24 protein-coding genes are annotated in these 25,119 nt (G+C 72.9%); 13 read left to right on the top strand and 11 right to left on the bottom strand.

The window, feature by feature from the left end; genetic code table 11:
- Positions 1 to 114 precede the first annotated feature (114 nt).
- Positions 115 to 3,318: a tetratricopeptide repeat protein gene (locus tag ABZ128_RS00860; protein WP_356845270.1), complete on the top strand. Its 3,204-nt coding sequence runs from the start codon at positions 115 to 117 to the stop codon at positions 3,316 to 3,318.
- A 115-nt stretch (positions 3,319 to 3,433) separates the two neighbouring features.
- Here ABZ128_RS00860 and ABZ128_RS00855 read toward each other — a convergent pair whose 3' ends face one another.
- Together ABZ128_RS00855 and mca are read right to left on the bottom strand one after the other, a co-directional pair.
- Entirely contained in the window at positions 3,434 to 3,658 is a 225-nt protein-coding gene (locus ABZ128_RS00855; protein ID WP_356845269.1) for a hypothetical protein, read from the bottom strand.
- A complete protein-coding gene (gene mca / locus ABZ128_RS00850) occupies positions 3,655 to 4,542 on the bottom strand; it encodes a mycothiol conjugate amidase Mca (RefSeq protein WP_356845267.1) in 888 nt (295 codons plus the stop codon). The genes ABZ128_RS00855 and mca overlap by 4 nt, the downstream gene beginning before the upstream one ends.
- Before the next feature lie 120 nt (positions 4,543 to 4,662).
- On the opposite strand from mca, the gene ABZ128_RS00845 reads away from it, so the two are divergent.
- Both ABZ128_RS00845 and greA read left to right on the top strand, forming a co-directional pair.
- Positions 4,663 to 5,085, top strand: coding sequence for a DUF4307 domain-containing protein (locus ABZ128_RS00845; RefSeq protein WP_356845265.1), 423 nt, complete (start codon positions 4,663 to 4,665; stop codon positions 5,083 to 5,085).
- 190 nt (positions 5,086 to 5,275) lie between these two features.
- Positions 5,276 to 5,773: a transcription elongation factor GreA gene (gene greA / locus ABZ128_RS00840; RefSeq protein WP_356845263.1), complete on the top strand. Its 498-nt coding sequence runs from the start codon at positions 5,276 to 5,278 to the stop codon at positions 5,771 to 5,773.
- Between the two features lie 71 nt (positions 5,774 to 5,844).
- Here greA and ABZ128_RS00835 read toward each other — a convergent pair whose 3' ends face one another.
- The 3 genes from ABZ128_RS00835 to ilvA all read right to left on the bottom strand — a co-directional run bounded on the left by ABZ128_RS00835 (position 5,845) and on the right by ilvA (position 9,015).
- The gene (locus ABZ128_RS00835) at positions 5,845 to 6,702 is read right to left on the bottom strand and encodes an ABC transporter permease (RefSeq protein ID WP_356845262.1); all 858 of its coding nucleotides are present in this window, start codon (positions 6,700 to 6,702) and stop codon (positions 5,845 to 5,847) included.
- Entirely contained in the window at positions 6,699 to 7,715 is a 1,017-nt protein-coding gene (locus ABZ128_RS00830; RefSeq protein WP_356845260.1) for an ATP-binding cassette domain-containing protein, read from the bottom strand. Before ABZ128_RS00830 ends, ABZ128_RS00835 begins: the two co-directional genes overlap by 4 nt.
- Positions 7,716 to 7,782: 67 nt before the next feature.
- Positions 7,783 to 9,015 (bottom strand): threonine ammonia-lyase, encoded by a 1,233-nt coding sequence (gene ilvA / locus ABZ128_RS00825; protein ID WP_356845258.1) that lies wholly within the window; start codon positions 9,013 to 9,015, stop codon positions 7,783 to 7,785.
- 206 nt (positions 9,016 to 9,221) lie between these two features.
- Here ilvA and ABZ128_RS00820 point away from each other — a divergent pair, with 206 nt between their 5' ends.
- The 3 genes from ABZ128_RS00820 to ABZ128_RS00810 all read left to right on the top strand — a co-directional run bounded on the left by ABZ128_RS00820 (position 9,222) and on the right by ABZ128_RS00810 (position 10,492).
- A complete protein-coding gene (locus tag ABZ128_RS00820) occupies positions 9,222 to 9,743 on the top strand; it encodes a MarR family transcriptional regulator (RefSeq protein ID WP_356845256.1) in 522 nt (173 codons plus the stop codon).
- Between the two features lie 69 nt (positions 9,744 to 9,812).
- A complete protein-coding gene (locus ABZ128_RS00815) occupies positions 9,813 to 10,244 on the top strand; it encodes a sigma factor-like helix-turn-helix DNA-binding protein (protein WP_356845254.1) in 432 nt (143 codons plus the stop codon).
- Complete coding sequence (locus ABZ128_RS00810; RefSeq protein ID WP_356845252.1) at positions 10,241 to 10,492, top strand: hypothetical protein; 252 nt, start codon at positions 10,241 to 10,243, stop codon at positions 10,490 to 10,492. Before ABZ128_RS00815 ends, ABZ128_RS00810 begins: the two co-directional genes overlap by 4 nt.
- 45 nt (positions 10,493 to 10,537) lie before the next feature.
- Here ABZ128_RS00810 and ABZ128_RS00805 read toward each other — a convergent pair whose 3' ends face one another.
- The gene (locus ABZ128_RS00805) at positions 10,538 to 11,695 is read right to left on the bottom strand and encodes a cystathionine gamma-synthase (protein ID WP_356845250.1); all 1,158 of its coding nucleotides are present in this window, start codon (positions 11,693 to 11,695) and stop codon (positions 10,538 to 10,540) included.
- A gap of 82 nt (positions 11,696 to 11,777) precedes the next feature.
- Between ABZ128_RS00805 and ABZ128_RS00800 the strand changes: the two genes are divergently transcribed.
- The 5 genes from ABZ128_RS00800 to ABZ128_RS00780 all read left to right on the top strand — a co-directional run bounded on the left by ABZ128_RS00800 (position 11,778) and on the right by ABZ128_RS00780 (position 17,859).
- Positions 11,778 to 12,881 carry a hypothetical protein gene (locus ABZ128_RS00800; RefSeq protein WP_356845248.1) on the top strand — a complete coding sequence of 368 codons (1,104 nt, stop codon included), beginning with the start codon at positions 11,778 to 11,780 and terminating at the stop codon, positions 12,879 to 12,881.
- Positions 12,882 to 13,062: 181 nt separating this feature from the next.
- Positions 13,063 to 14,658 carry a M48 family metalloprotease gene (locus ABZ128_RS00795; RefSeq protein ID WP_356845246.1) on the top strand — a complete coding sequence of 532 codons (1,596 nt, stop codon included), beginning with the start codon at positions 13,063 to 13,065 and terminating at the stop codon, positions 14,656 to 14,658.
- A complete protein-coding gene (locus ABZ128_RS00790) occupies positions 14,658 to 15,791 on the top strand; it encodes a hypothetical protein (RefSeq protein ID WP_356845244.1) in 1,134 nt (377 codons plus the stop codon). Before ABZ128_RS00795 ends, ABZ128_RS00790 begins: the two co-directional genes overlap by 1 nt.
- Positions 15,792 to 15,874: 83 nt before the next feature.
- Positions 15,875 to 16,540, top strand: a complete 666-nt coding sequence (msrA, locus tag ABZ128_RS00785; protein ID WP_356845242.1) for a peptide-methionine (S)-S-oxide reductase MsrA — start codon at positions 15,875 to 15,877, stop codon at positions 16,538 to 16,540.
- 110 nt (positions 16,541 to 16,650) lie between these two features.
- On the top strand, positions 16,651 to 17,859 hold the full coding sequence (locus ABZ128_RS00780; protein ID WP_356845240.1) for a Shedu anti-phage system protein SduA domain-containing protein: 1,209 nt from the start codon (positions 16,651 to 16,653) through the stop codon (positions 17,857 to 17,859).
- A 102-nt stretch (positions 17,860 to 17,961) separates the two neighbouring features.
- Here the strand turns inward: ABZ128_RS00780 and ABZ128_RS00775 are convergent, their stop codons facing one another.
- A complete protein-coding gene (locus tag ABZ128_RS00775; protein ID WP_356845238.1) occupies positions 17,962 to 19,047 on the bottom strand; it encodes an NAD(P)-dependent alcohol dehydrogenase in 1,086 nt (361 codons plus the stop codon).
- 165 nt (positions 19,048 to 19,212) lie between these two features.
- Between ABZ128_RS00775 and ABZ128_RS00770 the strand changes: the two genes are divergently transcribed.
- Positions 19,213 to 20,091: a helix-turn-helix transcriptional regulator gene (locus ABZ128_RS00770; protein ID WP_356845236.1), complete on the top strand. Its 879-nt coding sequence runs from the start codon at positions 19,213 to 19,215 to the stop codon at positions 20,089 to 20,091.
- Here the strand turns inward: ABZ128_RS00770 and ABZ128_RS00765 are convergent.
- The 3 genes from ABZ128_RS00765 to ABZ128_RS00755 all read right to left on the bottom strand — a co-directional run bounded on the left by ABZ128_RS00765 (position 20,081) and on the right by ABZ128_RS00755 (position 22,950).
- A complete protein-coding gene (locus ABZ128_RS00765; RefSeq protein ID WP_356845235.1) occupies positions 20,081 to 21,040 on the bottom strand; it encodes a GNAT family N-acetyltransferase in 960 nt (319 codons plus the stop codon). The genes ABZ128_RS00770 and ABZ128_RS00765 overlap by 11 nt on opposite strands.
- A 172-nt stretch (positions 21,041 to 21,212) precedes the next feature.
- Positions 21,213 to 22,487, bottom strand: a complete 1,275-nt coding sequence (locus tag ABZ128_RS00760; RefSeq protein ID WP_356845234.1) for an Ig-like domain-containing protein — start codon at positions 22,485 to 22,487, stop codon at positions 21,213 to 21,215.
- A 118-nt stretch (positions 22,488 to 22,605) separates the two neighbouring features.
- Complete coding sequence (locus tag ABZ128_RS00755; protein WP_356845232.1) at positions 22,606 to 22,950, bottom strand: hypothetical protein; 345 nt, start codon at positions 22,948 to 22,950, stop codon at positions 22,606 to 22,608.
- Positions 22,951 to 23,057: 107 nt separating this feature from the next.
- Between ABZ128_RS00755 and ABZ128_RS00750 the strand changes: the two genes are divergently transcribed.
- Positions 23,058 to 23,426, top strand: a complete 369-nt coding sequence (locus ABZ128_RS00750; RefSeq protein ID WP_356845231.1) for a hypothetical protein — start codon at positions 23,058 to 23,060, stop codon at positions 23,424 to 23,426.
- Between the two features lie 87 nt (positions 23,427 to 23,513).
- Here ABZ128_RS00750 and hutH read toward each other — a convergent pair whose 3' ends face one another.
- Positions 23,514 to 25,055: a histidine ammonia-lyase gene (gene hutH, locus ABZ128_RS00745; RefSeq protein ID WP_356845458.1), complete on the bottom strand. Its 1,542-nt coding sequence runs from the start codon at positions 25,053 to 25,055 to the stop codon at positions 23,514 to 23,516.
- Positions 25,056 to 25,119 lie beyond the last annotated feature (64 nt).

Raw genomic sequence — 25,119 nt, 5'->3', positions numbered from 1 at the left:
CGGCTGACCGGCAAAGGCTCAACTCCCTCTGAACTAGCTCAGATTCCTCGCGCTGACGCGCGTCCCGGCGGACACTTGGCGCACGTTGCCGGAGCTCTCTTGAGGGGGATGCCGATGCGGGACAGCCATCGCGGTGAGGCCGAGCGGCTGTTGGAGCGGGCCGTGGACGAGGAAGCGCGGCGGGCCGCGGGGGCACCGGTCGACACGGCGGCGCTCCTCGCGCGCGGCCGGGAGGCCCTGGACGCCCTGGCGGCGAGCGCGGCCGAGGAGTACGGGGCGTACGCCCGGGCCCTGGACGAGGCCGCGGCCGCGGCCGGGGAACAGTCCCTCGGCGAGGCGTTCCGGCGCGGGAACACCTCGACCGCCCTGCTGGTGACGGCCGTTGCCGCCGTCGCGGCCGCCGGGACCGACCTCGCGCTCGGCGTGGCGGCCGGCACCGCGCTGACCGCCGGCGCCGTCACCGGCATCGCCGGGGCCGTCGCCGCCGTCGCCAAGGTGACCGCGCTGCACCTGCCCGCCGCCAACCGGCGCGCCGGGGAACTCGGCCGGCCGGGCGGGGCGGAACAGCTCAGGCTGCAGTGGCTGTCGGCGCTGGAGGTCCGCGGGATCCGGCCGTTCCTGGAGCAGCAGCGCGCGGTGGCCACCGCCGCGCGGGCACCCCGGCCGGCCCCGCAGCTGCGGGGCACCGACCGCAGCGCGCAGGCCCGGCGGCGCAGCGTACTGGAGCAGTCCTTCGGCCAACTCCCGGCACCCGAGGCGGCGTTCACCGGCCGCCGCAGCGAGCTGACCCGCATCGCGCAGTGGGTGCAGGCGGCCCGGGCCAGTACGGAGACCCGTCCGGTGGTGGTCGTCCTGCACGGCGAGCCGGGATCGGGGCGCACCGCACTGGCGCTGCGGGCCGCGGACGCGCTGCGCGACCAGTTCCGCGGGGCGTGCGTGGTGGACCTGCGCGGCGGCTCCCTCAGCGGGGAGTCCCCCCTGCCGACCAGGGAGGCGCTGCTGCACCTGCTCAACCGGCTCGGGGCACCCCGCGAGCAGCTGCTGTTCCGCGAGGGCTCCTCCGCGGAGCAGCAGGTACGGCGCCTGGGCGAGCTCTACCACCAGCACCTCCAGGGGCTGCCCGTGACGGTCATCCTGGACGACGCCTCGGACCCGGCGCAGGTCCGCACGCTGGTGCCCGAGCGGTCCGAGAGCCTGGTGCTGGTCACCGCCCGCGAGCCGCTGGAACTGCCCGGGGACCTCGCGGCCTGGGTGCACCAGCTGCCGGTGGAGCGCCTGGCGCAGCCCGAGGCGGCCGCCCTGCTCCGGGCCGGAGCCGAGGCCGCCGACGCGGCCCCGTACGCAGCCGACGCCCTGCCCGGCCTGCTCGCGCTCGGCGGCGGCCTGCCGCTGGCGCTGCGCGTCCTGGCCCCGGTCCACGCCGCCGCCCCGCAGCAGCAGGCCCACGGGGCGGGCAGCCTCGACGACGCCCTGGACCTGGCCTACGCCGCCCTGCCGGAGGACCGGCGCAGGCTGCTGCGGCGCCTGACCCTGGCCGGCCGGGCCTCGCTCGGCCCCTCCGCCGCGGCCGCGCTGATCGACGCCGACCGGGCGCAGGCCGGGCTGCTGCTGCGCGAGCTGGCACGGGCCGGGCTGCTGGACCACGTCCGCGGGGAGCGCTTCCGGATGCACGACGCCGTGCGCTCGTACGCGGCCGCACGCCTGGCCGCCGACGAGGACCGGGCGCAGGCCACCGCCGCGCACGGGCGGCTGATCCGCAACTACGCCCAGCTCGCCGACTCCGTGATCCGGATGGTCGACGGGAAGATGTCCACCCGCGCCCACCACTTCGGCGGCCACGGCTTCGCCTCGCTGGACGCGGCGCTGCGCTGGCTGGACGACGAGTCGAGCTTCATCACGGCCGCGCTGCGCCACTCCGACGGCGTGGACCAGGACGCCGTACTCGACCTGCTGGGCGCCCTGTGCGACTTCTGCCTGCTGCGCGGCGACCTGTACCGGCTCGGCGAGATCGACGAGCTGATGCGGGCCGTGGACCAGGGGCCCGGCCAAGGCCGGCTGGTGCGGTCGGTGCAGTGGCGCACCGGTATCGCGGCCCGCCAGCTCGGCGAACTGGACAAGGCCCGCACCACCCTGACCTCGGTGGTCGACCAGTACCGCGAGGCCCGGCAGGACGCGGGCGCGGCCATGGCGCTGATCTCCCTCGGCATCACCCTGCACCACCAGGGCCAGCTCCCCGAGGCCGCGGCCCGGATCCGGGAGGCACTCGTCCTGCAGGAACCGGACAAGCTGGCGGGCGACCGGGCCTGGGGCCTGCACGCGCTGGCGGCCGTCGAACGCGACCGGGCGCACCTGGCCGAGGCGATGGCCCTGCTGGAGCAGTCCCTCACCCTGCACCGCGAGAGCGAGAGCGTCCACGGCGAGGCCTGGGCGCACTTCCAGCTCGGCCAGGTCCACCTGCGGCTCGGCGAGGTCCCGCGGGCCGAGGAGGAGCTGCGGCAGGCCCTCGACCTGTACGGGCGCACCCGCGACGACCGCGGCCAGGCCTGGGCGCTGACCCAGCTGGGCCGGGCCCGGGTGGTGGACGGCGATCCCGGACCGGCGGTGGAAGGCCTGCGGGAGGCGCTGGCCCGGCACCGGGAGGCGGAGGACGCGCGCGGCGAGGCGTGGACGCTGTACTACCTGGGCCAGGCGCTGGAGGAGAGCGGCGACCGCGACCAGGCGGTCCGGGAGCTGGAACGGGCCCGCACGATGTTCTCGCGGATGCGGGACGTGTACGGGCTGGCCCACGCCCGCCACCACTCGGGCCGCGTCACCCGCGACCAGCGCGCCGCGCAGACGGGGAACCTGAGGAACTCCGGCTTCGCCCGGCAGCTGCTGGTGGACGCGCGGGCCGACTTCCGGCGGATCTCCCTGGCCCACGGCGAGGCCTGGACCTGCCTGGAACTGGCCGTCGTCGACGCAGGCAACGGGCGGGTGGCGCAGGCGCTCGGCCTGTGCGAGGAGGCGGCCCGGCTGTTCATCTCGTACGGGGACCGGCGCGGCGAGGACTGGGCCCGCTTCCTGCGCTGCACGCTGCTGCCGTACGCGGTCCCGGGCGGCGGCGCCGAGGAGGCCCGCGCCGAACTGGCCCGGCTGGGCGACGCCCCGCACCCGATGCGGGACGGCCGGCTGGAGGACTGCCTCGACGCGTACGCGGTGGCCCTGGGGCGCGGGGTGGACCCGGCGGAGGACTGGCAGGCCTGGCGCCTCGGGCTGGTCCCGAACCTGCACTCGCGGGAGATCATGGGGGTCCCGCTGCCGCCGACGGCCTCCGCCTGAGGGGGCCGTTGCCGCCGGAGCCAGGGCGGCGGCGCACGGAAGCCGCCGCCCCGCCGGTCGGCGGGGCGGCGCATCCCGGAGCGTTCGGGGGCGTTCGGGGCGTTCGGGGCGTTCCCTACGGGGCCGGCTCGCCGCCGGCCGGCCGGGCCGCCGGGTCCGGGGCTTCCTCGAAGTCGACGCGGTTCATGTGCCGGCTCATCGACTTCATCAGGCCCCATACGCCGAGGGCGAGGGCCGCGAACACGATGAAGCCCAGGAGACCGGGCGTCACCTTGTTCTTGTCGAAGGTGTCACCCGCCAGCGGGAGGAGCTGGGTCAGTGCTGCCTGCGTAGCGCTCATGACCGAGCATTCTCCCGGATGCCCGCGAACAGGTCGGACTCGGGGAGGGAGGTGTCGACGAGCGACTTCGCGAGCTCGTACTCCTCCGTGGGCCAGACCTCCTTCTGGATCTCCATCGGGACGCGGAACCAGCCGCCGTCCGGGTCGATCTGCGTGGCGTGCGCGATCAGGGCCTTGTCGCGGATCTCGAAGAAGTCCGCGCAGGGCACGTGCGTGGTGAGCGTCCGCTCGGTGCGCTCGAACTCCTTCCAGCGCTCCAGCCACTCCCCGTACGGGGACTCCATGCCCCGCGACAGCAGCGCCTCGTGCAGGGCGATGGTGCGCGGCTTGTTGAAGCCCTGGTTGTAGTAGAGCTTCTGCGGCTGGTACGCCGGGCCGAACTCGGCCTCCGGGTACTTCTCGGTGTCGGCCGCGCCCTCGAAGGCCACCATCGAGATCTTGTGGGTCATGATGTGGTCGGGGTGCGGGTAGCCGCCGTTCTCGTCGTACGTGGTGATGACCTGCGGCCGGAACTCGCGGATCTTCCGCACCAGCCGCCCGGCGGCCTCGTCCACGTCCTCCAGGGCGAAGCAGCCCTGCGGCAGCGGCGGCAGCGGGTCGCCCTCGGGCAGGCCGGAGTCCACGTAGCCCAGCCATTCCTGCTGGATGCCGAGGATCTCGCGCGCCTCGTCCATCTCCTTGCGGCGCACCTCGTGGATGTTCTCCTCGATGTACTTGTCACCCTGGAGCTTGGGGTTGAGGATCGAGCCGCGCTCGCCACCGGTGCAGGTCACCACCAGCACGGGCACCCCCTCGGACACGTACTTGGCCATGGTGGCCGCGCCCTTGCTCGACTCGTCGTCGGGGTGGGCATGGACGGCCATCAGTCGAAGCTGCTCGGTCAAGACAGGATCCTCTGTGATTCGTCAGGGCGTACGGCTCCTATAGTGACCGAATCGGGGGGTGGAAAAATTCCGGGGTGGCCCGGAACCGGCCAAGACCCTGACCTCTCGGAAGGAACGATCATGAGCGCGGTGCGCGAGGGACTGCCCGAGGGTCGCTACGGGCGGTCCGGGGACCAGCGTGCGGACCGGCGGCTGAAGATCGTCGGGTCGGCGCTCGGGGTCGGGCTGATCGCCGTGGTCGGCTGGATCGGCTGGGACTACGTGGCCGGGCAGAGCGTCAGCGCCGAGGTGATCAAGTTCCAGGTGGTGTCCGACACCGAGGTGAAGGTCCACCTGGAGGTGCGCAAGGACCCCTCCGTGACCGGTGTGTGCACCCTGAGCTCCCAGGACAGGGACCACGGCGAGGTGGGGCGTGCCGACTTCACTTTCGGGCAGAAGGACGCGCGGGTGGACGAGGTCGTCTCCTTGCGCACGACCGGCCGCGCGGTGATGATCGAACTGGTCGGCTGCCAGGCGGCCGCCGCGCAGGGCCAGGCCCGCTGACCGGCCCGGCGAGCCGCGGCTGCGGTCGGCGGGCCTCCCGGACGGACCCATCGGGCACGTGCCGCCCACCGGGCCCAATGACACACTTCATACCCATGGTGTCCTCCCCCTTTTCTTCCCGAATTGTTAGGCTCGTGGTTTCGCCCGCCGCTGGCGGCCATGTAGTCCCCTGTACCGACGAGGAGCACCCGTGACCCAGACGAGCGAGAGCGTCACCTGGCTGACCCAGGCGGCGTACGACCAGCTGAAGGCCGAGCTGGACTACCTCTCTGGTCCCGCACGCACGGAGATCGCCACGAAGATCGCAGCCGCCCGCGAAGAGGGCGACCTGCGGGAGAACGGCGGTTACCACGCGGCCAAGGAGGAGCAGGGCAAGCAGGAGCTCCGCGTCCGCCAGCTGACGCAGCTCCTGGAGAACGCCAAGGTCGGCACCGCCCCCGCCGCGGAGGGCGAGGTGGCCCCGGGCACCGTCGTCACGATCGCCTTCGACGGCGACGAGGACGACACCATGTCCTTCCTGCTCGCCTCGCGCGAGTACGCGTCCGCGGACTTCGAGACGTACTCCCCGCAGTCCCCGCTCGGCACGGGTGTGCTCGGCAAGAAGATCGGCGAGGACGCCGAGTACGAGCTGCCGAACGGCAAGAAGGCCACGGTCAAGATCCTGGACGTCAAGCCGTTCACCGGCTGATCACCCTCGGACGCGCACGAGCCCCCGACGGAGTAATCCGCCGGGGGCTCTGCGTTGTGCGAGCTCCTGCGCTACGCGGTGGCCGAGCGGTACTTGCGGACCGCCAGGGTGCGGAAGACCGCGATGATCACCAGCGACCACAGGACGGACGCGAGGACCGGGTGCTGCATCGGCCAGGCCTGGGGGGCCTCGTAGCCGGGCGGCAGGTTGCCGAAGAGCTCGCGGGCGGCCTGGACGGTGGCGCTGAACGGGTTCCACTCCGCGATGTGCCGCAGGAAGGCCGGCATGTTGTCGGAGGGCACGAAGGCGTTCGAAATGAACGTCAGGGGGAAGAGCCAGATCAGCCCGCCGGAGGTGGCCGCCTCCGGGGTGCGCACCGACAGCCCGATCAGAGCGCCGATCCAGGAGAAGGCGTAGCCGAGCAGGAGCAGCAGGCCGAAGCCGGCGAGCACCTTGCCGAAGTTCTCGTGGGTGCGCCAGCCGACGATCAGGGCGACGACGGCCAGGACGACCACGGTGAGGGTGGTCTGGACGAGGTCGGCGAGCGTGCGGCCGGTCAGGACCGCACCGCGGGCCATGGGCAGCGAGCGGAAGCGGTCGATGAGGCCCTTGTGCATGTCGTCGGCGATGCCCGCGCCCGCGCCGGCCGTGGCGAAGGTGACGGTCTGGGCGAAGATGCCCGCCATCAGGAATTCGCGGTAGGCGGCCGGTGAGGTGTTGCCGCCGACGCTGATCGAGCCGCCGAAGACGTAGCTGAACAGAACGACGAACATGACCGGCTGGATCACGCCGAAGATGATCATCTCGGGAATCCGGGACATCCGGATCAGGTTCCGCTTGGCGATCACCAGGGAGTCGCTGGCGCCCTGGACGAGGCCGCCGCGCGGGCGGGGTGCGGAGAGCTCCGGGGTCGGGGAGGTGATGGTCACTTCGCCGTCTCCTTCCGGGCCTTGCGGCCCTTGGCGTCTTGCGGTGGCGCCTCGCCGTTCTCCTCGTCGGCCAGGGCGGCGGCGTGGCCGGTGAGGGAGATGAACACGTCGTCGAGGGTGGGGCGGCGCAGGCCGATGTCGTCGATCTCGATGCCCCGGGCGTCCAGCTCGCGGATGACCTCGGCGAGCAGCTTGGCGCCGCCGGTCACCGGCACGGTGAGCTTGCGGGTGTGCTCCTCGACGGTGGTCTCGCCCTTGCCGAAGCCCGCGAGGACGGCGCCGGCGTCGGTTATGCGCTCGCGGTCGTGGACGACGACCTCCACCCGCTCGCCGCCCGTGCGGGCCTTGAGCTGGTCGGAGGTGCCGCGGGCGATGACCTTGCCGTGGTCGACCACGCAGATGTCGTGGGCGAGGTGGTCGGCCTCCTCCAGGTACTGGGTGGTGAGCAGCAGGGTGGTGCCGCCGGCGACGAGCTCCTGGATGACGTCCCAGAGCTGCTGGCGGTTGCGCGGGTCGAGGCCGGTGGTGGGCTCGTCCATGAACATCACGGGCGGGCGTACGACGAGGGCCGCGGCGAGGTCGAGGCGTCGGCGCATGCCGCCGGAGTACGTCTTGGCCGTACGGTCGGCGGCGTCGGCGAGGTTGAAGCGCTCCAGCAGCTCGCCCGCCCGGGCCTTCGCCGCCTTGGCGCCCATCTGGTACAGCCGGCCGACCATCTGGAGGTTCTCGCGGCCGGTCAGGTACTCGTCGACGGCGGCGAACTGGCCGGAGAGGCCGATCGCCCGGCGGACCTCGTTGGGGTGCTTGAGGACGTCGATGCCGGCGACGACGGCCTTGCCGCTGTCGGGCTTGAGGAGGGTGGTCAGGACGCGCACGGTGGTGGTCTTGCCGGCTCCGTTGGGGCCGAGCAGACCGAGCACGGTGCCTTCGGGGACGTCGAGGTCCACGCCGTCCAGAGCCCGGACATCGCCGAAGGTCTTGACCAGGCCTTCGGCGTAGATGGCGCCTGGCATAGAGGTTCTCCCAGTGTGAAGTGTGATTCGTATTCCTCAGCGGACTGTCACGTCACTGATCCGGTACTCAGCCCATGACCCTGTACCCGGCGCTGTGCAGCGACCGCGCGACCTCGGCGCAGTGTTCCGGACCCTTCGTCTCCAGCTGCAGCTCCACCTCCACCTCGGTGAGCCCGAGCCGCGGGTCGGTCCGTACATGGCTCACGTCCAACACGTTCGCATCCACCACTGACAACACGGCCAGCAGTCCGGCCAGCGCCCCCGGCCGGTCGGCCACGCGCAGCCGCAGCGACAGGTAGCGGCCGGCGGCCGCCATGCCGTGGCGCAGGATGCGCTGGAGGAGCAGCGGGTCGACGTTGCCCCCGGACAGGACGGCCACGACCGGGCCGCCGCCGTAGAGCTCGGGCTCGCTCAGCAGTGCGGCCACCGGGCTGCAGCCGGCCGGCTCGACGACGAGCTTGGCCCGCTCCAGGCACAGCAGCAGCGCGCTGGAGAGCGCGTCCTCGGAGACCGTACGGACCTCGTCGAGCAGTTCGCCAATGATTTTGAAGGGGACGTCGCCGGGGCGGCCGACCCTGATGCCGTCCGCCATCGTCACGGGGTTGTCGACGGACACGGGGTGCCCGGCCTTCAGCGAGGGCGGGTACGCGGCCGCGCCGGCGGCCTGGACCCCGATGACCTTGACGTCCGGCCGCAGCGCCTTCACGGCGACGGCGATGCCCGCGGCGAGGCCGCCGCCTCCGATGCCCACGAGGATCGTGCGGACCTCCGGGCACTGCTCCAGGATCTCCAGGCCCACCGTGCCCTGGCCGGCGATGATGTCGCGGTGGTCGAAGGGGTGGATGAAGACGGCTCCGGTGCGGTCGGCGTGCTCCTGGGCGGCCGCGAGGGTCTCGTCGACGACCTGCCCGTGCAGCCGTACGTCGGCGCCGTACTCCTGGGTCGCGGCCACCTTGGGCAGGGGCGCCCCGACCGGCATGAACACCGTCGAGCGGACCCCGAGGAGGGAGGAGGCGAGGGCCACGCCCTGCGCGTGGTTGCCGGCGCTGGCGGCGACCACGCCGGCGGCCCGCTGCTCGGGGCGCAGGCCCGCGATGCGCACGTACGCGCCGCGCAGCTTGAAGGAGCCGGTGCGCTGGAGGTTCTCGCACTTGAAGTGGACCGGGGAGCCGGTGAGGGCGGAGAGGTGCCGGCTGCCTTCCATCGGGGTGACCCGGGAGACGCCGGAGAGCATCTTCTGGGCCCCCCGGACGTCGTCGAGGATGACCTGCGGGACGGGCTGGGGCACGCGGTAGCTCATGCCGCCAGTCTCGCAGTCCGTGCGGGGCGCGGCTCAGGGCCGCGGTGGAGGGGTCGTACAGGGGCGAAATCCCGCCATCCGGGACAGGTCCGCGGGCCGCGTCGGGACTGCCCGTACCAGTTCTCGTACGCGGCGTACGGGCGCCCGCACGGCCGCGTACTCTGTCCCCCATCCTTGTCGGCCCCACGCGAAGAGAGCTCACGGCCATGCCCTCCATCCCGGCCAATTCCGACCTGTCCAAGGCGGCCGAGACGCCTGCCGAAGCCGGTCTCCTCGACGCGCTCCAGCACCAGGTGGCCGTTTTCGCCCGCCGCGCCGAGCAGACCCGCCTGGGCGGGGTCGGCCAGGCCCGCAACTCGATGGACCGGGCCGCCTACCTGCTGCTGAACCGGCTCGACCTGGAAGGCCCGATGGGCGTCAAGGCGCTCGCGGGCGGCATGGGCATCGACTCCTCCACCGTGACCCGGCAGGTCGCGCCGCTGGTGGACGGCGGGCTGGTCAAGCGCACCTCGCACCCGGAGGACGGCCGGGCCGTGGTCCTCGCGCTGTCCCCGCGCGGGCAGGCGCGGCTGGAGGAGGTCCGCTCCTCGCGGCGCGAGCTGATGGCCCGGGTGACGGACGACTGGACCGAGGAGGAGCGCGAGTCGTTCACCGCGCTGCTGACCCGTTTCAACGTGTCGCTGTCGGAGCTGATGGGCGCGGTCGCGGAGGCCGGCCCGGCCTCCTGAGCCGGGTCGCGGACCGGGCGCGTACGACCCCTTGACCGGGGTGGTGGCGCTGCCCGCACCATGTGTCCTGTGGACGACCACCGGCCGGGCGCCTACGCGGAGTTCGAGGCCTTCGTCGCGGGGGCGGCGGGGCGGCTCCTGCATGTCGCGCTGCTGCTGACGGCCGAGGCGCCGGACCGGCCGGCCGCCGCGCGGCGGCTGCTCGCGGGGGCGCTGGCCCACACGTACGCGAACTGGCGCAGACTGCGCGGCGACGACCCGTACGCCGCCACCCGCCAGGAGCTGTGCACGGCCTTCGCCCGCACGGGCCGGCGCCTGCACGGCGGTCCCGGGGTCCTCGCCCGGCTCGGCACGCTGGAGCGGCTCGTCCTCGTGCTGCGGGTGTACGAGGGGGTCGCGGAGGAGGTCACCGCCGCGCAGCTGGGGCTGCCGGTCGAGCGGGTACGGGTGCTGTGCAGCCGGGCGGTGGCCGCGATGCGCTCCGGACAGGCGGCGGCATGAGTGTCCCGGACCGTAAGGAAGCCCAGGTCAGGCGGCTGATGGAGGGCCCGTACCCGGTGGTTCCGGCCGGGCTCGCGGCGAGCGCCGCGGCCCGGGGCGACCGGCTGCTGCGGCGCCGCCGGGCGCTGCGCCGGGCCGGCTGGACGCTGCTGTGCGCGGCGGCGGTGGCCTTCGCGGTGTGGGCCTCGCTGACCCGCCCGTGGGAGGTGCCGCCGAGCGATGTCTCCCCGCCCCTGGAGGGCTGGTAGCCACCGCCCGGCGGCGCACTTCTCGTCCGGGCCCGGGCCCGGGTACTAGCCGAGGGCCTGGGTCAGGTCCGCGATCAGGTCGTCGGCGTTCTCGATGCCGACGGAGAGGCGGACCAGGTCCGCGGGGACCTCCAGGGCCGAGCCGGCCACCGAGGCGTGGGTCATCAGGCCCGGGTGCTCGATGAGGGACTCGACACCGCCGAGGGACTCGCCCAGGGTGAACAGCCTGGCCCGGTTGCAGACCTCGACCGCCGCGGCCTCGCCGCCGGTGACCTGGAAGGAGATCATGCCGCCGAAGTTGCGCATCTGCTTGGCGGCGATCTCGTGGCCGGGGTGCTCGGGCAGGCCCGGGTAGAGGACCTTGTGCACCTTGGGGTGGCGGGTCAGCACCTCGGCGACCTTGGCGGCGTTCTCGGCGTGGCGGTCCATGCGGACGGCGAGGGTCTTGATGCCGCGCAGCACGATCCAGGAGTCGAAGGGGCCGGCCACGGCGCCCATCGCGTTCTGGTGGTAGGCCAGCTCCTCGCCGAGCGCCGCATCGGCGGTGACGAGGGCGCCGCCGACGACGTCGGAGTGGCCGCCCATGTACTTGGTCAGGGAGTGCACGACCACGTCGGCGCCCAGGGCGAGGGGCTGCTGGAGGTAGGGCGAGGCAAAGGTGTTGTCGACCACCAGCTTGGCGCCGGCCGTGCGCGCGATGTCGGCGACGACGGCGATGTCCGTGATGCCGAGCAGCGGGTTGGAGGGGGTCTCGACCCAGATGGCCTTGGTCTTCGGGGTGAGGGCGGCGCGTACCGAATCGGGGTCCGAGGTGTCGGCCACCGACCACTCCACGCCCCAGCGGGAGACGACCTTCGCGAAGAGGCGGAAGGTTCCGCCGTAGGCGTCGTTGGGGATGACCACGTGGTCGCCCGGGGTGAGCAGCGTACGCAGCAGGCAGTCCTCGGCGGCGAGCCCGGACGCGAAGGCGAGGCCGCGCCGGCCGCCCTCCAGCGCCGCGAGGTTCTCCTCCAGCGCGGTACGGGTGGGGTTGGCGCTGCGGCTGTACTCGTAACCGCCGCGCAGGCCGCCGACCCCGTCCTGCTTGTACGTGGACACCTGGTAGATCGGGGGTACGACCGCGCCGGTCAGCGGGTCCGCCGTGTTGCCCGCGTGGATCGCGCGGGTCTCGAAGCTCTGGTGCTCGTGGCTGTCGTCGCTCATGAGGCAGATGCTATGCCCCGCTTGCGCCGCGGGCCTCTTTCGCATTGGCGTTTGACCCCGGTGGTCTGGTTCGCTGGGGGCCATGGAGATTCTCTGGTTCCTGCTCGCGATGGGCCTGCTGCTGGCCGCTTTCAGCCCGTACCTGCGGCGCAGGCGGGGCGGCGTACAGCTGGTCGAGCCCGGAAGCCCCGACGCGGCGGACCCGGAGAACTACGGCTTCGCCCGCCAGGAGCAGCTGGACGTGCGCGTGCCGGGGCCCGACGAGGACCTGATGGACGCGCTGGAGGCGGTGCAGCGCACCGGGCGCTGGCAGGCGGCGTCGCAGCTGCTGGCCGGGACCCCGAAGGAGGGGGAGCTGCGCTGGCAGCGCGTCCAGGCCTTCGGCGGGGCGGCGGCGCTGGAGCTCGTCCGGCAGCCGGGCAGCGGCGCGCAGTGGCTGAAGGCGTGGCGGCTGGAGGCCGAGAAGGACGCGGGCGGGGCGCAGGTGCACGCCGAGCTGCTGGTGCAGCAGGCGTGGCGGCATTCGGGCGGGGTGGGCTCGGCGGACCACCGGATCATCCTGGAGGAGGCCCGGGAGGCGTGCCGCAAGGCGGCGCTGCTGGCGCCGGGCGACCCGGTCCCGCACATCACGGAGCTGGCGGTCGCGCGGGCGCTGGGGTATTCGGAGGCGGAGTTCGACGCGCTCTGGGCGAAGATCATCGACGTGGCTCCGGCGCACATGGGCGCGCATCTGGCGGCCCTGCACTACTGGTGCGAGAAGTGGCACGGCTCGCGGGAGCAGGCCGACGCCTTCGCCCACGCCGCGGCGGCCCGGGCCCCGCAGGGCTCGCTGCTGGCGGCCCTGCCGCTGTTCGCGGTGTACGAGCACGTCCCCGAGGTCGTCCTGACCAACTTCTGGCGGGGCGCGGTCGTGGCGCGGGCGGTGGAGGGTGCGCTGTACGCGGTGCACACGGCGCGCCCGGACGATCCGATGCTGGCGCACGTACGGCACATGCTGCTGTCGTTCCTGGTGCCGATGGAGCGCTGGGCGGAGGCGATGGAGCAGGTCCGGCACGTGGACGGGTACGTGGGCGCCCTGCCGTGGTCGGTCTCGGCTGATCCGGCGGCGCAGTACGCGGTGTACCGCGCGCTGGCGGTGGCGGGCTACGAGGCGAACGGCGGGTCCCCGGCCACCCTGCCGCACTGAGCCGGCGGGGCCGGCCGGAGCCCGGCCCGGCGGCACCCACGGCCGCCCCCCTCGGCCATAAGGTTGCTGTAAGTGACAGGTACCGCGCATGATGCGCCGAGCACGGCACGCGCCGTGCCCGCGGCGCCTGCGCCGCATCCGACACCTGCACCGCTTCATCCCGTGGGGGGACCCCGTCCGTATGGGCGCTTCACTGCGCGCGCTGCGCGCCCTCGTTCTGCTCGCAGGCTTCTACCTGCTGGGCCTCGTCCTGCTCGCCGTCCTCGCCGCCGTCGACTGGGCCACCGTCACCTGGCTGCACGGCGGCGTCGCCGGCAAGATCCTCATCGTCTCGGTGGTCCTCGCGGTCCCGATCGTGCGCGGCATGTTCATGCTGCGCACCCCCAAGGGCGAACCGCAGCCCGGCGTCCCCGTCACCGAGCAGCAGGAACCCGTGCTGTGGCGGACCGTCCGCGAGATCGCCGCCGAGGTCGGCACCCGCGCCCCCGACGAGATCCTGCTGATCGACGAGGTCAACGCGGCCGTCGGCGAGGACGCCCGGCTGCTGGGCCTGCTGCCCGGCACCCGCCGCCTCTACCTCGGACTGCCCCTGATGACGGGCCTGGACGAGATGCAGCTGCGCGCCGTGCTCGCCCACGAGATGGGCCACTACGCCAACCTCGACACCCGCCTCACCCCGCTGATCGCCCGCGGCCGCGCCCAGCTGATCCGCACCATCGGGCACTTCCACGACCGCGCCGACACCAAGGTCGCCAAGGAGCGGGCCCGCCAGGAGAAGGCCGCCGAGAAGCGCCTCGCCAAGGGCAAGAAGGCCAAGGAGGTCGACACGGCCGGCCAGGGCGCCATGTACCGCGCCATGGCGAAGATCTACACGGGTTACGCGCACTTCTACATGCGCGCCACCCTCTCCGGAAGCCGCCGTCAGGAGCTCGCCGCCGACCTGGCCTCCGTCCGCGTCGCCGGCCGCGACTCCGCCGCCTCCGCCCTGCGCGAGCTCAACGTCCTGGCGCCCGCGCACCGGTTCTACATGGACTCCTACGCCACCCTCGGCGTCGGCGCGGGCCTGCTGCCGCGCCCCGGCCAGGTCTTCGGCGGTCTGCGGCACCTGCTCGACGCCCGTACGGAGGAGCTGGACGACCTGCGCAGCGAGCTGCCGCAGGAGCCGACCTCCCCGTACGACTCCCACCCCGCGCTCGCCGAGCGCGTCGCCCGCATCGAGGCCCTGCCGGACGACGGCCGCGGCGGCCAGGCGGCCCGCCCGGCGCTGGAACTGCTCGCCTCCCCCGAGGCCGCGCTGGCCGCGCTGGAGCAGGCGGTCCTGACCCCCGAGGCCCTCGCGCTCACCCGGGTGGACTGGGCGGAACTCGTCCACGAGAGCATGACCCGGTACGTCGGCGAGGGTGCCCAGGACATCCGCGAGGCCGTCGTCGCCGAAGGCGCCTCCCCGGAACTGGCCGCCCTCCTGGACGCCGTCGACGCCGACCCGGCGCTGCGCTGGCGGATCGCGGACCGTTTCCCGAAGTCCGAGGAGGCCGCGGCCGCCACCGGCCGCGCCGCCCGCGAGTTCGCCCGCCCCGTCCTGCGGCGCGCGGTGAAGCAGCTGGTCACCGCCGAGCTGACGGCCCGCGGCGCGGCCCGCTGGCAGCTGTCCTGGTCCGACTCGGCCGCCTTGCAGTACGCGGCCGAGGGGTTCGAGGACCGGCTGGAGCCCGCCCTGGACGCGCTCGTCGCGGACCTGCCCGACACCGAACCGCTGCGAAAGCTGGTGCTGCTCTGATGCTCGGTCTGATCATCTTCGCGCTCCTCCTGCTCGGCGGGGCCGCGTACCGCTTCCTCACCGCCCGGACGAAGACCCGCCCGGCCGGGACCGCCGCCGCCCGGGCGGCGGCCACCGATGCCGAGAAGGCCGAGAAGAAGGCGCGGCAGGCAGCCGCGGTCGTCGCCCTGGGCTTCGTCGCCGAGGCCGACCTCGACACCGACAACGCCCAGCCGGTGCCCCCGGAGCGGACGGCGGCCGTCGCGGCCGTCCGCGCCGGCGACTGGCAGGCCGGAGCCGCCTACGTGGCGGCGGCCGGCTCGGACTGGGAGGAGCGCTGGCAGCGCGTCCGCGCCCTGGCGGAGGTCGCGGCGGAGGACGACGCGTTCCTGCTGGCCTGGCGGGCGGAGCACCCGTCCGACCCGACGGCGGCCCTGGTCGAGGCCGACGCCGCGGTGAACGTCGCCTGGAACGTGCGCGGCAGCCAGTCCGGCAGCCGCACGACCCAGGAGCAGTTCCGGCTCTTCCACGAGCTGCTGCTCAAGGCACAGGAGTCCGCGCACGCGGCCCAGCGGATGGCCGACCCCGCCGACCCGGTCCCGTACATGGTGGAGCAGCCGATCGCGCAGGGCCTCGGCTACCCGCACGAGCAGTACGAGGAGCTGTGGGGGCAGATCACCCGGCGCGACCCGAAGATCCTCAGCGCGCACACCACGGCCCTGCAGTACTGGTGCCGGAAGTGGCGCGGCTCGCACGAGCTGGCACTGGCCTTCGCCCGCGCGTCGGCGGCTGCCGGTGCACCCGGTGAGCTGCTCTCCCTGCTGCCGCTGATCGCCTACTTCGAGCAGCAGACCTACGAGGAGGACCTCAAGGCGGACGTGTTCCTGAAGGAACCGGAGGTCCTCGCCGCCGTCGACGCGGCGCTCGCCGACCTGGCGGCCGCCTCCGCGGACGACCGGCGGGCGGTGCGGCTGCGCCACCTCCTGGCGTGGATGCTGTGGATGCAGGACCGCGACGAGGAGGCGGTCGTGCAGTTCCGGCACGTCGACGGGTACGTCGGCGCGCTGCCGTGGAGCTATGCGGCCTCGCCGCGGAACCGGTACGTGACGGCCCGCGACTGGTGCGTACGCGAGGTCACCCCGGGCCTGGCGTAGGTCCGGGGTCGCGGGCACGGGGCGGGCGGGGAGGAATCCCGGCCCGCCCTTTGCCGTTGAAGGAAGACCACGAGGAGGAACCCATGTTTTCGTACCGCCGTACGCCCGAGCTCCCCACCCGCGAGGAGGCCCTGGCCGGCCGCGCGGAACCCGTCTTCGGCCTGCCCGAGAAGCACACGGTGCTCGGCAACCCGCTGGCCGGTCCCTACCCGGCCCATCTGGAGGTGGCCGACTTCGGGCTGGGCTGCTTCTGGGGCGCGGAGCGCACGTTCTGGCAGACGCCGGGGGTGTGGACCACCCTGGCCGGCTACCAGGGCGGCTTCACCGAGAACCCGACGTACGAGGAGGTGTGCTCGGGCCGGACCGGCCACACCGAGGTCGTGCGGGTGGTCTTCGACCCGTCGCAGGTCTCGTACGCGGCGCTCCTGAAGCTGTTCTGGGAGTCCCACGACCCCACCCAGGGCTTCCGCCAGGGCAATGACGTCGGCACCCAGTACCGCTCCGCGGTCTACACCCACTCCCCCGCCCAGCAGGCCGCGGCGGAGGCCTCCCGGGAGGCCTACCAGCAGGTCCTGACGGCCTCGGGCTACGGCCAGATCACCACGGCGGTCCTCCCGTCCGCGGAGCGCCCCTTCTGGCCGGCGGAGCCCTACCACCAGCAGTACCTCGACAAGAACCCCGGCGGTTACTGCGGCATCGGCGGCACGGGCGTCTCCTGCCCGGTGGGCGTGGCCAGGGCCGACGGCTGAACACCGGCGTCGCGCGACGCTGCCGCAAGCACCGTGGCGGGACCGACGGCCGTCGCTCCCGCCCACCGGTCAGGCACCCGCTGTCAGTGCCGGGCCCCACAATCGTCCCCGTGGATGTGAGGTCTGACTTTGCGCTGCAGCTCCAGCTGCAGCACGTCGCCGAGCGCGCCCTGGATCCCCGGGTCAAGGATGCGCTCGAAGCCGTTCTCAAGCACATGACCGGAGGCCGGAGCCGCAGTCGCAGAGGCGGCAGAGCACTCGTCACACTGCTGGAGGAGGTTCGCTCGACGGCAGCGACGACGGATGAGTGGCAGGTCGTGCGGCTGATCCAAGACTCTTTGGACTACGCCGAAGGCCGCATCCTCCGACCCGATTTCGAGGAGCGGTACCGGCTGTTCCAGCGATCGACACAGCCGCCCGGCTCTCACCAGGACTACCTGGCGCGGACGCTGTCCGCGACTTTGAAATTCTTCACGCAACTGGCAGGCGACTACCTCGGTCAGCACCCTGAGGCTAACCCGGGCGAGCTACTCGCCCATGTCGAGGCCGTCGGCCGGGACGCCCGGTACATGCAGCAGTCGCAGGAGCGCCCCGGGCGGTATCGGATCCTTCGTGGCAGCAGCGAGGTGGCCGCGTGGCTTGAGCAGGTCTTCCACGGGCGGGTGGACGTGGAAGACCCGGAGCAAGCCGCCCGCCGCATCGTGATGTCCCCCGACTCTCTGGCGATCCTGGCAGCGGACAAGGAGGGTCAACTGCTCCTGCAGGCCGCAGAAGTCCGGCGGCGCCGACAGGGCCTCAAGAAGCTGCGCAAGGCGGTGGAAGATCCCGGAGCGAGCGAGGGAGACCTGCAACGCGCCCTGGACGGGCAGTACTGGATCTTCGGTGGACAGTTCGCAAGCCAGGCGGTGCGGCGCAGACTTGTACCCGGTGACGAGGTCGACATCCCGCTGATACGCGGCGACGGCTCCCTCCACATCGTGGAGTTGAAGCGCTCCATGGGCCTTCGCGGCTCTCTGGTCAAGAGACACCGGGGATGCTGGGTGCCGACGGCCGACGTGCACGATGCAGTGAGCCAGGCAGTGAACTATCTGGTCGGCTTGGACGAACACCGCCTCCGGATCAGGGATGAACTGGGCATCGAAACGCGCCGGGCGAGCGCTCTCGTATTGATCGGCCACCCCTCCGTACAGCCAGACGTGGCCGAGGAGGACATCAATGAAGCGTTGCGCACGCTCAACACGCACATGAGTCGCGTTGACGTCGTCACCTACAAGGAGTTGGCCGACAATGCAGAGCGCGCGCTGAGCGGATGGGCATGAGGACCTGCCGGCCGCGCCGCCGTGCGCCCGTTCGGCCCTGCGCGGTGCCACCTGGCGCAGCGGTCCCGGGGCCGTCACCCCGGGACGTGAGCGCCGGCCGGGTCAGATGGTCGTGGTGTCGATGACGAAGCGGTAGCGGACGTCGCTCGCCAGGACCCGCTCGTACGCCTCGTTGATCTGGTCGGCGCGGATCAGCTCGATCTCCGAGCCGAGTCCGTGCTCGGCGCAGAAGTCCAGCATCTCCTGGGTCTCGGCGATGCCGCCGATCATGGAGCCGGCCAGGGTCTTGCGGCCGCCGATGACGGAGAACAGGTTGAGCTCGACCGGCTCCTCCGGGGCGCCGACGTTGACCAGCGCGCCGTCGACCTTCAGCAGGCCGAGGTAGGCGTCGAGGCCGATCGGGGCGGAGACGGTCGAGATGACCAGGTCGAAGGTGCCGGACAGCTCCTCGAAGGTCGCCCTGTCGCTGGTGGCGTAGTAGTGGGAGGCGCCCAGCCGCAGGCCGTCCTCCTTCTTGCGCAGCGACTGCGACAGGACGGTGACCTCGGCGCCCAGCGCGTGGGCGATCTTCACGCCCATGTGGCCGAGGCCGCCGAGTCCGACGATCGCGACCTTCTTGCCGGGGCCCGCCTGCCAGTGCTTGAGCGGGGAGTACAGGGTGATCCCCGCGCACAGCAGCGGCGCGGCGGCGTCCAGGGCGAGGCCGTCGGGGATGCGGACGGTGTAGTTCTCGTCGACGACGACGTGCGTGGAGTAGCCGCCGTAGGTGGGCTCGCCCTGCTTGTCGCGGCCGTTGTACGTGGCGGTCATGCCCTGTACGCAGTACTGCTCCTGGCCGCGCAGGCAGTACTCGCACGCGCGGCAGGAGTCCACGAAGCAGCCGACCCCGACCTGGTCGCCCACCGCGAACTTCGTGACCTCCGGGCCGACCTCGGTGACGACACCGGCGATCTCGTGGCCGGGGACCATCGGGTAGATGCCCTCGCCCCAGCCGTCGCGGACCTGGTGGATGTCGGAGTGGCAGATGCCGGCGTACTTGATCTCGATGAGCACGTCGTGTGCGCCCACGGGGCGGCGCGGGACGGTGGTGCGCTCCAGCGGGGCCTTCGCGGCGGGTGCGGCGTAGGCGGCGACCCGAGTGGTCTGCGTGGTCGTGGTCGTGGTCCGGGTGTCCTGGGTGTCGGACATGGTTGTGCTCCTCATACGGCGAAAGGTCCTGGGGCCGGCCCCCACGATGCCGGACCGCCGACCGGCCACCCAGCCCCCTGCCCTGCCCAGGACTGGCAGTCCTACCCATGGCGGGGTCAGGAACGCACCCCCCGCCGCCGCGGGCCGTCCCGGGATACTGGCCGTATGGACCAGCTTGATCAGCGCACCGAACTGGGCGAGTTCCTGCGTACCCGGCGCGCCCGGCTGCGCCCCGAGGACGTCGGGCTGCCCGACCTCGGCCGCCACCGGCGGGTGCCGGGCCTGCGGCGCGAGGAGCTGGCGCAGCTGGCGGGCGTGTCGGTGGCGTACTACACGCGGCTGGAGCAGGGCCACGGGCAGAACGTCTCGGCGGAGGTGCTGGACGCGATCGCCCGGGCGCTGCGCCTGGACGGCACGGAGACCGACCACATGACGCACCTGGCGCGGCCGCGGCCGCGCCGCCAGCGCAGCAGGCCTCCCCGCCCGCAGCAGGTGCGTCCGCAGCTGCGGACGCTGCTGGAGGCGATGGACGGTGTGCCGGCCTACCTGGTGGGGCGGCGGCAGGACGTGATCGGCTGGAACCGGCTGGCGGTGGCGGTGTTCGGCGACTTCGGGGCGCTGCCGCCGCAGGAGCGCAATCTCGTCCGGCTGGTGTTCCTGGATCCGGCGAGCTCGGCCCTGTACGCGGAGTGGGAGTGCCGGGCCTGCGAGGTGGTGAGCAACCTGCGCATGTACGCCGGCCGGCACCCCGAGGACGAGCAGCTGCCCGCGCTTGTCGGGGAGCTGTCGGTGAAGAACGAGGAGTTCCGCAGGCTGTGGGCGGCGCACACGGTGGCGGACAAGTCGCACGGCGTGAAGCGGCTGCGGCATCCGCTGGTCGGCGAGCTGGAGCTGTCCTTCGAGACGCTGACGCTGCCGGACGACCCGGAGCAGTCCCTGGTCGCCTTCCACGCCGCCCCCGGTTCCCCCTCGGCGGACGCCCTGCGGCTGCTGTCCTCGTGGGCGGCCGGCCCGGTGCCGGCGGAGGACCCCGCTAGAGGCTGAGCTGGAAGACGGCCGCGGCGCGTTCGCGGCGGTAGCCCAGGGCCTCGTTGACCGCGCGCATGGGCATGTTCTCGTCGGCCACCGAGGTGGCGATCTCGCGCAGGGAGGGCCAGCGGGCGGGTGCGTGCGCCAGCATGTGCAGTTTGACGGCGCGGCCCAGGCCCCGGCCCCGGTGGGCGGGGACGACGGCGGTGTCGTACTGCAGGGCGCGCGGGCCGGCCGGGTCAAGGAGGACCAGGGAGCTGTACGCGGCCACTTCGCCGCCGGGGGTGACGGCCGCCGCCATCAGCATCCGGCCGCCCCGGTCGAGCACCACCTGCTGGACGCTGTGCAGGCGCTCGGGGGTCCAGACCGGCGGCCTGGCGTCCATGTCCCCGCTCGGCGCGTCCTCCATCACCCCGTGGGCGCTCGCCGCGGCCGCCGCCCAGGTGTCGGGTACGAGCCCGTCCCAGAGCACCAGCTCGTAGCCGGGCGTCCGGGCGGCCTCCACGCGGTGACCGGGCACCTGCTGGACGTACCAGGCCAGGGGCAGGACGTTGTGGAATCCCCGCGACCGCGCGAAGGCCTCGCCCGCGCCGCCCAGGTCCAGGACGGTGCTGACCGAGCTGCGGCCCTGCGCGGCCAGCTCGGCCCGGACCTGCTCCCACAGGGCCTGGCCCAGGCCCCTGCGGCGGGCGTCGGGCCGTACCACCAGCGCGTCGAGGTGGGCGGTGTGCGCGTTGCCCGGGTCCGTGAACAGCTGGAGCGAGGCGACGCCGCCCTCCGCGGCCCACAGGGCGAAGCGGCTGTTCACGGACGGGACGCGCAGCCGCCCGGCGATCTCCGCCGCGGTCGGCGCGGGCACGTCCGGCAGGTCGGCGGTGTGGGCTTCGGCCACGACGGCGGACCAGGCCTGCGCCTCGGCCGCGGAGAGGGGCGGGGTCAGGGCGTGGATCGCGGGGGAAGTCATGATCGGGACCCTAGCCGCGGGCCTGCCCCGCCGCCCGGTGTTTTCCGGTGGTCCCGGGTGCTCGTCGCCGCGTGCGCACGCGGCGGGAGACACGGACGGCGGGGAGCCCAGGGGGCTCCCCGCCGTCCGGCCGGGTTCGGGTCGGCTCTTCGTCACCCCGGGCCAGGAGGGGTCAGACGGCCGAGCCGGCCTTCCACTCCGCCCAGCTCATGTTCCAGCCGTTGAGGCCGTTGTCGGGCTTGATGGTCTTGTCCGGGGAGTTGATCACCGTCACGACATCGCCGATGAGCGAGTTGTCGAAGAACCAGGCAGCGGGCTGGTTCGGGTCGCCGGCGCCCTTGGCGTCGTTCAGGCCGACGCAGCCGTGGCTGGTGTTCACGCTGCCGAAGATCGAGTCGGATCCCCAGTAGTTGCCGTGGATGAAGGTGCCGGAGGTGGACAGCCGCATCGCGTGCGGGACGTCCTTGATGTCGTACTCGCCCTTGCCCTCGTCGTTCTTGAAGCCCACGGTGGAGCCGTCCATCCGGGTCTCCTTGAACTTCTCGGAGATCACCATCTGGCCGTTGTAGGTCGGGTTGTCCGGGGAGCCCGCCGAGATCGGGATGGTCTTGAGGACCGCGCCGTCGCGGGTGACCGTCATCTTCTTCGTCTTCGTGTCGACCGTGGAGACCTGGCTCCGGCCGATCTTGAAGGTGACGGTCTTGTTCTGCACGCCCTGCACGCCGGGGGCGCCCTGCACCCCGTCCAGCGCGAGCTTCAGGGTGACGGTGGAGCCCGCCTTCCAGTACTGCTCGGGGCGGAAGTCCAGCCGCTGCGCGTTGAACCAGTGGCCGACGACCTCCTGGCCGCTGCTGGAGCTCACGCTGATCGCCGACTGGACGGCCTTCTGGTCCTTGATCGGCTTGTTGAAGGTGATCGAGACCGGCATGCCCACGCCGACGGTCTGGCCGTCGTCGGGTATGAACGAGCCGACGAAGCTGTTCTCCGGGGAGACGGTGGTGAACGAGGCGTTCTCGTGCGCCTCCTTGCCGTCCGCGTCCTTCGCCGTCGCCGCCAGGGCGTACTTCGTGGAGCGCTTGAGGGCGCCCTCGGGCTTCCAGCTCTTGCCGTCGGCGGCTATCTTGCCGGGCACCGCGGTGCCCTCGGAGGTCTTCAGCTCCACCGAGGTGAGCGTGCCGTCACTGACGGCGACGTTCGTGGCGTCGTTCAGCCCGACGTTGGTGGCGCCGTCCTTGGGCGTGATCGTGATCTTGGCCTTGGAGGCGTCCTTGGCCGCCGCCGCGTCCACGTCCGACTGGGACTTGCTCGTCGCGTCCCCGTCGCCCTTGGGCTTGTCGTCCCCTCCGCCGTTGCAGGCCGAGAGCACCAGTACGCCACCGAGAACGGCGGATATGGCCACCAGTGACCTTCTCCGCCGCTTGCTGTCCGTCCTCACACGCCACTCCATCGTTGCCTGAACCCCCGAGCCTCGGGGCAGGGGGACAGGCCCCCTGCCTCGCACACCAGTCAACGCGTTGAAGGCCCGGATCGGTTCCACATCCGTTCGGATGTGGGCAACCCCACGGTCAGGCGTTGTCGGCTGTCTCTTCGTCGAAGTCCCCATCTTCCTCGTCCATGTCCCACTCCATGGACTCGGGGTCGTATTCGACGGGCTCGCTGCTCCAGGAGGCCTGGGCCAGCTCCACGCCGGGGATCTCGACGACCAGGTCAGTGGGGTCGACGAGGTAGGCGAGGGCCTCCGACTCGTCCTCGCGGACGGCGGTCTCGGCGTGGCCGCGCTCCTCGTCCGGCATGAATTCGTCGGCGTCGATGTGCGCGAGCGCGGCTGCGGTGAGCGCCTCGGAATCCGGTACTTCCAGCACCAAATCCACCCGAAGCCGTACGTACCGTGATGTGTCAGAAGGGTTCATACGACGGAGCGTAAGCCCGCGCAGGCCCCGACTTTCCCACGACCCGCCCTTGTCCGTAGCATCACCGCACACGGCCAATTCGCTGCTTCCGCAAGGGGGATCGCCCCGTGTCCGCACGCCGACCGCTGCTCACCGCTCTCGGAGCGACCACCCTCCTCGCCGCCCTCTGGTTCGTCCCGTCGGCGAACGCCACCGCGCCCTGGGCCGCGGGGTCCGGTTCCGGCGCTCCCGAGCCGGCGAACGCGGCCGCCGCCGGGACGGTGACCGCGCTCTCCCACGCGGACGCGCAGGCGGACCCCCAGGCCGGCCCCGGCGCGGGCCGGGGCGCCGACCCGCAGACCGCCGGGCAGGCCTCCCTGGCCCTCGCGGACACCGGCGGCATCGACACCACCCCGTACCTGCTGGGCGGCACGCTCTGCCTGGGCCTCGGGGCCGGCTTCGTCACCTACTCCGTACGCCGCTCCCGCACCGCCTGACGGCGTCCGCGCACGCGCAAGGGGCCGCCCCCGGGATCGATTTCCGGGGGCGGCCCCTTGCGCGTGTCCCGCCGGCGGCCGACGGCCTCAGGCGAGCGGGCCCGTCACCGGCTCCACCGCGGCGACCAGCCCGCCCGTACGGACGAACGCGTCGGCGGCGGCCAGGTCGGGGGCGAGGAAACGATCCGGCCCGGGGCCCGCCACACCGGCCGCGCGCGCCGCCGCGATGGCGGCCCGGCTGGCCGGGGCCGGGGTGAGGCCGTGGCGCAGCTCTATGGCCCGGGTGGCCGCGTACAGCTCGATGGCGATGATCCGGGTGAGGTTGTCGATGGCCGTACGGAGCTTGCGCGCGGCCGACCAGCCCATCGAGACGTGGTCCTCCTGCATGGCGGAGGAGGGGATCGAGTCGGCGGAGGCCGGAACGGCCAGCCGCTTCATCTCGCTGACCAGGGCGGCCTGCGTGTACTGGGCGATCATCAGCCCGGAGTCGACGCCCGCGTCCTCGGCGAGGAAGGGCGGCAGCCCGTGCGAGCGGTTCTTGTCGAGGAGGCGGTCCGTGCGGCGCTCGGCGATCGAGCCCAGGTCGGCGGCGGCGATGGCCAGGAAGTCCAGGACGTACGCGACCGGCGCGCCGTGGAAGTTCCCGTTGGACTCCACGCGCCCGTCGGGCAGCACCACCGGGTTGTCGACGGCCGAGGCCAGCTCCCGCGAGGCCACCAGGGCGGCGTGCGCCATGGTGTCGCGGCCCGCGCCGGCGACCTGCGGGGCGCACCGCACCGAGTAGGCGTCCTGCACGCGCGGGGCGGTCTCCTCCTGGTAGTGGCGGACCAGCCCGGAGCCCTCCAGGACGGCGGCCATGTTAGCGGCGGAGGCGCCCTGGCCGGGGTGCGGGCGGATGGCGTGCAGCTCGGGCGCGAGGACCTTCTCGGTGCCGAGCAGGGCCTCCAGCGTCAGCGCGGCGGTGATGTCGGCGGAGGTGTAGAGCCTGCCGAGGTCGGCGAGGGCCATGATCAGCATGCCGAGCATGCCGTCGGTGCCGTTGAGGAGGGCCAGGCCCTCCTTCTCGCGAAGTTCGACCGGCTCGATCCCGGCCTCGGCGAGCAGCTCGCCGGCGGGCCGGACGACCCCGTCGGGGCCCTCGGCGTCCCCTTCGCCCATGAGGGCGAGGGCGCAGTGGGAGAGCGGCGCCAGGTCGCCGGAGCAGCCGAGGGAGCCGTACTCGTGCACGACGGGCGTGATGCCCGCATTGAGCATGTCGGCCATCGCCTGGGCGACGGACGGCCGGACACCGGTGTGGCCGGAGGCGACGGTCTTCAGCCGCAGGAACATCAGGGCGCGCACGACCTCGCGCTCCACGCGCGGGCCCATGCCGGCGGCGTGCGAGCGGACGATGTTGCGCTGGAGCTGCGCGCGCAGCTCGGGGCTGATGTGCCGGGAGGCGAGGGCGCCGAACCCGGTGGACACCCCGTAGACGGGTTCGGGCTTGGCGGCGAGGGCATCGACGATCTCGCGGGCACGGGCGAGGGCGTCGAGCGCCTCCCCGGACAGCTCGACGCGCGCGTTGCCGCGGGCTACGGCGATGACGTCCTCGGCAGTGGTCCCGGACGTCCCCACCACGACAGTGTGCATATCCATATTCAGCACCCTACGGACTGAATCGCTTCATGTCACTAGCGACTTTCACGAGGGACCC

The sequence above is a fragment of the Streptomyces sp. NPDC006326 genome, assembly GCF_040612915.1.
Lineage (GTDB): Bacteria > Actinomycetota > Actinomycetes > Streptomycetales > Streptomycetaceae > Streptomyces.
The sequence above is the reverse complement of the archived record's forward strand: the minus strand, read 5'-3'. Positions and strand labels throughout refer to the sequence as shown.

Bases quoted from the DNA above. Each gene is read 5' to 3' on its own strand.
- ABZ128_RS00860 (WP_356845270.1), top strand. From the start codon at position 115: ATGCGGGACAGCCATCGCGGTGAGGCCGAGCGGCTGTTGGAGCGGGCC.
- ABZ128_RS00855 (WP_356845269.1), bottom strand. From the start codon at position 3,658: ATGAGCGCTACGCAGGCAGCACTGACCCAGCTCCTCCCGCTGGCGGGT.
- ABZ128_RS00845 (WP_356845265.1), top strand. From the start codon at position 4,663: ATGAGCGCGGTGCGCGAGGGACTGCCCGAGGGTCGCTACGGGCGGTCC.
- ABZ128_RS00830 (WP_356845260.1), bottom strand. From the start codon at position 7,715: ATGCCAGGCGCCATCTACGCCGAAGGCCTGGTCAAGACCTTCGGCGAT.
- ilvA (WP_356845258.1), bottom strand. From the start codon at position 9,015: ATGAGCTACCGCGTGCCCCAGCCCGTCCCGCAGGTCATCCTCGACGAC.
- ABZ128_RS00820 (WP_356845256.1), top strand. From the start codon at position 9,222: ATGCCCTCCATCCCGGCCAATTCCGACCTGTCCAAGGCGGCCGAGACG.
- ABZ128_RS00810 (WP_356845252.1), top strand. From the start codon at position 10,241: ATGAGTGTCCCGGACCGTAAGGAAGCCCAGGTCAGGCGGCTGATGGAG.
- ABZ128_RS00805 (WP_356845250.1), bottom strand. From the start codon at position 11,695: ATGAGCGACGACAGCCACGAGCACCAGAGCTTCGAGACCCGCGCGATC.
- ABZ128_RS00800 (WP_356845248.1), top strand. From the start codon at position 11,778: ATGGAGATTCTCTGGTTCCTGCTCGCGATGGGCCTGCTGCTGGCCGCT.
- ABZ128_RS00795 (WP_356845246.1), top strand. From the start codon at position 13,063: ATGGGCGCTTCACTGCGCGCGCTGCGCGCCCTCGTTCTGCTCGCAGGC.
- ABZ128_RS00790 (WP_356845244.1), top strand. From the start codon at position 14,658: ATGCTCGGTCTGATCATCTTCGCGCTCCTCCTGCTCGGCGGGGCCGCG.
- msrA (WP_356845242.1), top strand. From the start codon at position 15,875: ATGTTTTCGTACCGCCGTACGCCCGAGCTCCCCACCCGCGAGGAGGCC.
- ABZ128_RS00775 (WP_356845238.1), bottom strand. From the start codon at position 19,047: ATGTCCGACACCCAGGACACCCGGACCACGACCACGACCACGCAGACC.
- ABZ128_RS00770 (WP_356845236.1), top strand. From the start codon at position 19,213: ATGGACCAGCTTGATCAGCGCACCGAACTGGGCGAGTTCCTGCGTACC.
- ABZ128_RS00765 (WP_356845235.1), bottom strand. From the start codon at position 21,040: ATGACTTCCCCCGCGATCCACGCCCTGACCCCGCCCCTCTCCGCGGCC.
- ABZ128_RS00760 (WP_356845234.1), bottom strand. From the start codon at position 22,487: ATGGAGTGGCGTGTGAGGACGGACAGCAAGCGGCGGAGAAGGTCACTG.
- ABZ128_RS00755 (WP_356845232.1), bottom strand. From the start codon at position 22,950: ATGAACCCTTCTGACACATCACGGTACGTACGGCTTCGGGTGGATTTG.
- hutH (WP_356845458.1), bottom strand. From the start codon at position 25,055: ATGCACACTGTCGTGGTGGGGACGTCCGGGACCACTGCCGAGGACGTC.